The sequence below is a fragment of the Streptomyces sp. SAS_270 genome (assembly GCF_052543295.1).
The window spans coordinates 1-4,324 of record NZ_JBMNDS010000165.1; the positions used below are offsets into that span (position 1 = coordinate 1).

Consider the following 4,324-nt stretch of genomic DNA (forward strand, 5'->3'; position numbering starts at 1 on the left):
GCGGAACTCCTCCGGATAAGGCTTGGGCACAGCGACATCCTTCCCACCCGCCCCACAGGGCAAGCCAGTTCAGATGTCACCCGATCGTGCGGCAGACCCGCCTGACGACACTGGGGGCACGCGAGTACGACTCGGACACGGGCCGCTTCATCTCGGCCGACCCCGTCATCAACTACGACAACCCACAGCAGATCAACGGCTACGCCTACGGGAACAACAACCCGGTCGCCAACGCCGACCCCAGCGGCACGTGCGCGGACATCGACTGCCCGACCCGGCCGTGCCAGCTGTGCGAGAACACCACTCCCGGTCACGAGCCGGGCGCACCGAAGGTCTCGCAGAACGCAGCGGCCGCCGGCGTCACGCTGGCTCAGGCCATCGGCTACTCCTCCGCGGCCGCGGTCAAGAAGCGCGCGGCCCAGGCCGAGGCGGACGCGGCCAAGCAGCGCGCGATAGCAATCGCCAAAGAACTAGCCTCGATCGTCGCGGACGAACTAGGCATCACGGACGCACTGGACTGCTTCACGACCGGAAGCCTGGGTTCGTGCGGCGCGACAGCCGTCAACATCGTCTCCTCGCTCATCAGTGGTGGTCCGATCGGACGGCTGGCGTCGAAGTACTGGTACCGGCTCGACAAGGCGTATGCCCTCGGCAAGCGCATCTTCGGGCTGGGCGAGAAGCTGTGGGACGCCTTCAAGGGCTGGAAGCGGAGCAAGAAGGCCGCGGACAAGCTCGAGGACGCCGCTGAGTGCGTGGTGAAGAACAGCTTCACACCCGATACCAAGGTGTTGATGGCCGACGGGTCGACGAAGAGGATCAAGGACGTCGACATCGGCGACAGGGTCTTGGCCACTGATCCCGAAACTGGCGAGACGAAGACTGAAACGGTTACCGCCGAGATCAAGGGCACCGGCCTCAAGCACCTCGTCAAGGTCACCATCGACATCGACGGCAAGAAGGGCGAGAAGACCGCTTCGGTCACGGCGACTGATGGTCATCCGTTCTGGGTGCCGGAGCTTGGCGAGTGGGTCGACGCCAGTGACCTGACGTCGGGGGAGTGGCTGCGGACCAGTGCCGACGTTCAGGTGCAGATCACTGAAGTCGAGCGATGGACGACCCTGAAGGCGACGGTTCATAACCTGACCGTCAGCGAACTGCACACGTACTATGTCCTAGCAGGGGCAACGGCGGTCCTCGTTCACAACTGCGGCGGTCCGGTCAGCCTGTCCGATGAACAAATCGACGTGCACATTCTGCCGAGGCATGGGCCGGGCACACCTGCCACGGGAAGCAAGTTCAGTGATGACATCGATCCGGACGACTTTGAAGACATGGCAAACGAGGCGGTAAGCGGCAGTCCTACGCCGACTAAAGTCGACTCTACGTCTGGTAACCACGCTCACGAGCATGATCTTGGGCGACCCATTGGTGAGAAAGGTGAGACCAAGGTGCGAGTCTGGGTCGATGAGAACGGCAACGTCCAAACGATGCACCCAATCCGATGATTGAGTTCGGCGGCAGGCTTGAGGAGCGCCCGGATCCTATTGGATGGGAGCATCGACGTGACTGCGCGTCCGCAACGCGAGGCGAGCTTCTGTGGTCCTTCTTTCCGGGTGACGTTTCTATCCGGGTTGATGACGACTACTGGGAGACGGACCTGGGGTGGGTGCCGCTTTTGCACTTCGCCCTATCGCTTGCAGACATCTGCATGAGGCTTAACGTAACTGGACGCAGTGACGCCGATTATCACTTCACGGAATCCGACGCCGAGATTCGATTTCGTCGAGAGGGTGAGATTGTTACGATTTCCCCCAGCTCCGACGCTTTTGAGGGAATCTGTACAATCGCGGAATTGCGGCCAGCGGTAAGTCGGTTTCTTTTCAGGGTCCTTGAGGATATCGGAGCGAGATTCTCTTCGATCCTGGAAACGTCACTTGCGGCTGAGATCCTGGAAAAGGCCGAATCCCTTTCGGCGTGATAGTAGCTGTGGCGGTTTTCGGGTGAGTAATGGAAAACCGTTGCCAAAATCGCTGCGCCTCGCGCGGAGTGAATAAATCGGGATCCAGTGACTTTACTGGACCGGTGACTCGATCAGCCGAATAGGATCTCCCTCTACGGTTCGTGGACTCTGTTCCCGCACTGCAGTTCCTGAGAACGGCAAGTCGGCTTTGTGGGTCGCTAGGGCGCCGCGCTGAGATTTCTCTCGGCGCGGCGCCCTTCTTTTGTGTGGTGCAGCAGCGATATCACACCCCCAATTCGGAAATCCCACCCCCTGCTTGATGGTTGGTTCCTTCTTCAGCGCTGAGGGCAACCTTAAGCACCGGTGAAGCGGGGCAAGCACGCCGAGCAGCCAGGTCCTACTCAATGGAAGACTTACGCCGACGTCCCTGAACGCGAACAAGTAGATCCATGTGAGCCTCGGCCCATTCTGCGGCCGGCAACATGACCGTCAGGAGTTCGCGGGCGTTTGGCGTCAGCCTATACGTGGTGGAGAACGGGAAGCGCTTCTCCGGATCATCGCGCTCGACGAGCTCTGCCTCCATGAGGCGGCTCAGGGTTCGGCTCAGTGTTCCGTCTTGGAGATTGCGGTGGGACTTGCCGGTCCAGTTATTCGTCGGGATCCGCGCCTGGATCGTTCTGAGCAGGTCACCGTACCGGAGAGGGCCATCATGGAGTGCGACGAAGACGTCCCAGTACCACTCGCCGTTCAGAAAATACCGGAAGTCGAGGATCCGCTGTAGAAATCGTGTGTCACTCGGAGTCAACCCGGGCCGAGTTCGTCGCATGAATCGGGGAAAGGGGAGGCGGCGCGATGGGGTTTTAGATCTGGCGCTACTGTCTAAGTGATCGTTACTTTCGGGCACGGGTATCACCTGCCGAGGGCAGTGGTCGATGACGAGCTGCCTGCCTAGGTAAAATGCGTCGATATTGCGAACAGGATGGTTGGTTTTCAGAATTGTTCGATCGCCGTGACAGGCTTTGGTAGGTCGTTCAACATCCGCCATGACCTTATGACCTCGCCTCGCAAGTGCTGCGGCTGCATCTTTCGAAAGGCGCCGCAGGCTAACGAAGGCAAGGAGCGCGAACCGGAACGATGCTCGGTCATCGGTGTCTGGCGATCCGTCGCCGGTGTGTGCCGTCGGCCTACCGACTACTCTGCTCGATGCGATCACGTAAGCCGCGACCGAACTGCGACCAGGTGTACGCCACGTCCTGGGCCAGCTCGGCCAGGATTCCCGCACAGTGCGGCGGGACGGTGTCCAAAAAGGCGTCAAGTTCCTTCGTCTCCACCACCCGGGTCATCAGCAGTCGTAGCAGGGCGCGCCCGGACTCGGTGAGGCGCAGGGAGGGATCGGCAGCCAGCGACTTGACGACCAGCTTTGCCTGGTGCGAACCGGCCGAGGGCGCCGGCACCCCTGCGGGAACCCGAGGTCGTCTCCGGAGCGCTGGCTCACTGCCAAGGAGGCGGCGGATCGCCTCCGTATCAAGCGCAAGACGCTCTACAACTGGGCGAGCACCTGGGAAGTGGAACGACGCGGTCCGCAGCCACTCCGTATGGGCGGGCGGGCGCTGCGCTATCGGGAATCGGATGTCGAACGGTGTGTCGAAGCGAGACGGCAGGTGGTGTGAGTCGTCCCTGGTGAGCAATGGGAGGTGCCGATGTGGCCAAGGAGGAGGCGTACGACCGCTGGCACAAGTCCCAGCCGAAGAAGGGGGAGCTGGAGTGCCCCGAGCATCCCGGCCTGGTCCCGAGCGCCGATCACGGTTGTGAGAAACGCTGGCAGGCGCGCTGGCGGGACAGGAACGGCCGGCAGCAGTCCAAGAACTTCCCGAAGAACAAGAAGACGGCTGCCATCGCCTACCAACGCAGTCAGCGAGCGGCCGTCGAGGAAGGGCGTGATCTTCTTCCCCACCGCGGCCGGAAGGCAGCAGCCGCAGTGCCGACGATCGCCGAGTACGTGGAGAAGTTCCTGGCGGAGCACGACGTGAGGGACGGAACCGTGGAGACCTACGGCTACCGGCTTCGCGGACACGTGGTGCCAGCGCTCGGGGATCAGCCGATCACCGAACCTCGACGGCCCCAGTACAAACGGTTCTTCGCCGATCTCAAGGCTGCCGGCATGGAGGACCCCCACCGGACACAGGTGAAGAAGGCATTGTCAGCGATGTTGACTGCGGCGCTCGACGATCCGGTCTTCGGGCACCTGATGCCGGGCAATCAGGTTGAGGGGCCACGAAGTTTCCGGACAGGGATCCAATAGGGTTGTCCTGAACAGGAAACGAGGAAGAAGTGGCGCCACCCAGCAAGTACTCGCCGGAGTTC

5 protein-coding genes and 1 pseudogene are annotated in these 4,324 nt (G+C 61.7%); 4 read left to right on the plus strand and 2 right to left on the minus strand.

The features are described 5' to 3' along the window. Positions 1 to 1,214, plus strand: a pseudogene (locus tag ACN6LB_RS45540) (polymorphic toxin-type HINT domain-containing protein); the annotation flags it as partial. 287 nt (positions 1,215 to 1,501) lie between these two features. Beyond that, a complete protein-coding gene (locus ACN6LB_RS45545) occupies positions 1,502 to 1,978 on the plus strand; it encodes a hypothetical protein (protein ID WP_445031058.1) in 477 nt (158 codons plus the stop codon). 379 nt (positions 1,979 to 2,357) lie between these two features. Here the strand turns inward: ACN6LB_RS45545 and ACN6LB_RS45550 are convergent, their stop codons facing one another. Both ACN6LB_RS45550 and ACN6LB_RS45555 read right to left on the minus strand, forming a co-directional pair. Then, entirely contained in the window at positions 2,358 to 2,765 is a 408-nt protein-coding gene (locus ACN6LB_RS45550) for a winged helix-turn-helix transcriptional regulator (RefSeq protein WP_445031059.1), read from the minus strand. A gap of 379 nt (positions 2,766 to 3,144) precedes the next feature. Next, a complete protein-coding gene (locus ACN6LB_RS45555) occupies positions 3,145 to 3,414 on the minus strand; it encodes a hypothetical protein (protein WP_445031060.1) in 270 nt (89 codons plus the stop codon). On the opposite strand from ACN6LB_RS45555, the gene ACN6LB_RS45560 reads away from it, so the two are divergent. Together ACN6LB_RS45560 and ACN6LB_RS45565 are read left to right on the plus strand one after the other, a co-directional pair. After that, the gene (locus tag ACN6LB_RS45560; protein WP_445031061.1) at positions 3,388 to 3,630 is read left to right on the plus strand and encodes a helix-turn-helix transcriptional regulator; all 243 of its coding nucleotides are present in this window, start codon (positions 3,388 to 3,390) and stop codon (positions 3,628 to 3,630) included. The genes ACN6LB_RS45555 and ACN6LB_RS45560 overlap by 27 nt on opposite strands. A gap of 32 nt (positions 3,631 to 3,662) precedes the next feature. Continuing rightward, a complete protein-coding gene (locus ACN6LB_RS45565) occupies positions 3,663 to 4,262 on the plus strand; it encodes a tyrosine-type recombinase/integrase (RefSeq protein WP_445031062.1) in 600 nt (199 codons plus the stop codon). Positions 4,263 to 4,324: the final 62 nt, after the last annotated feature.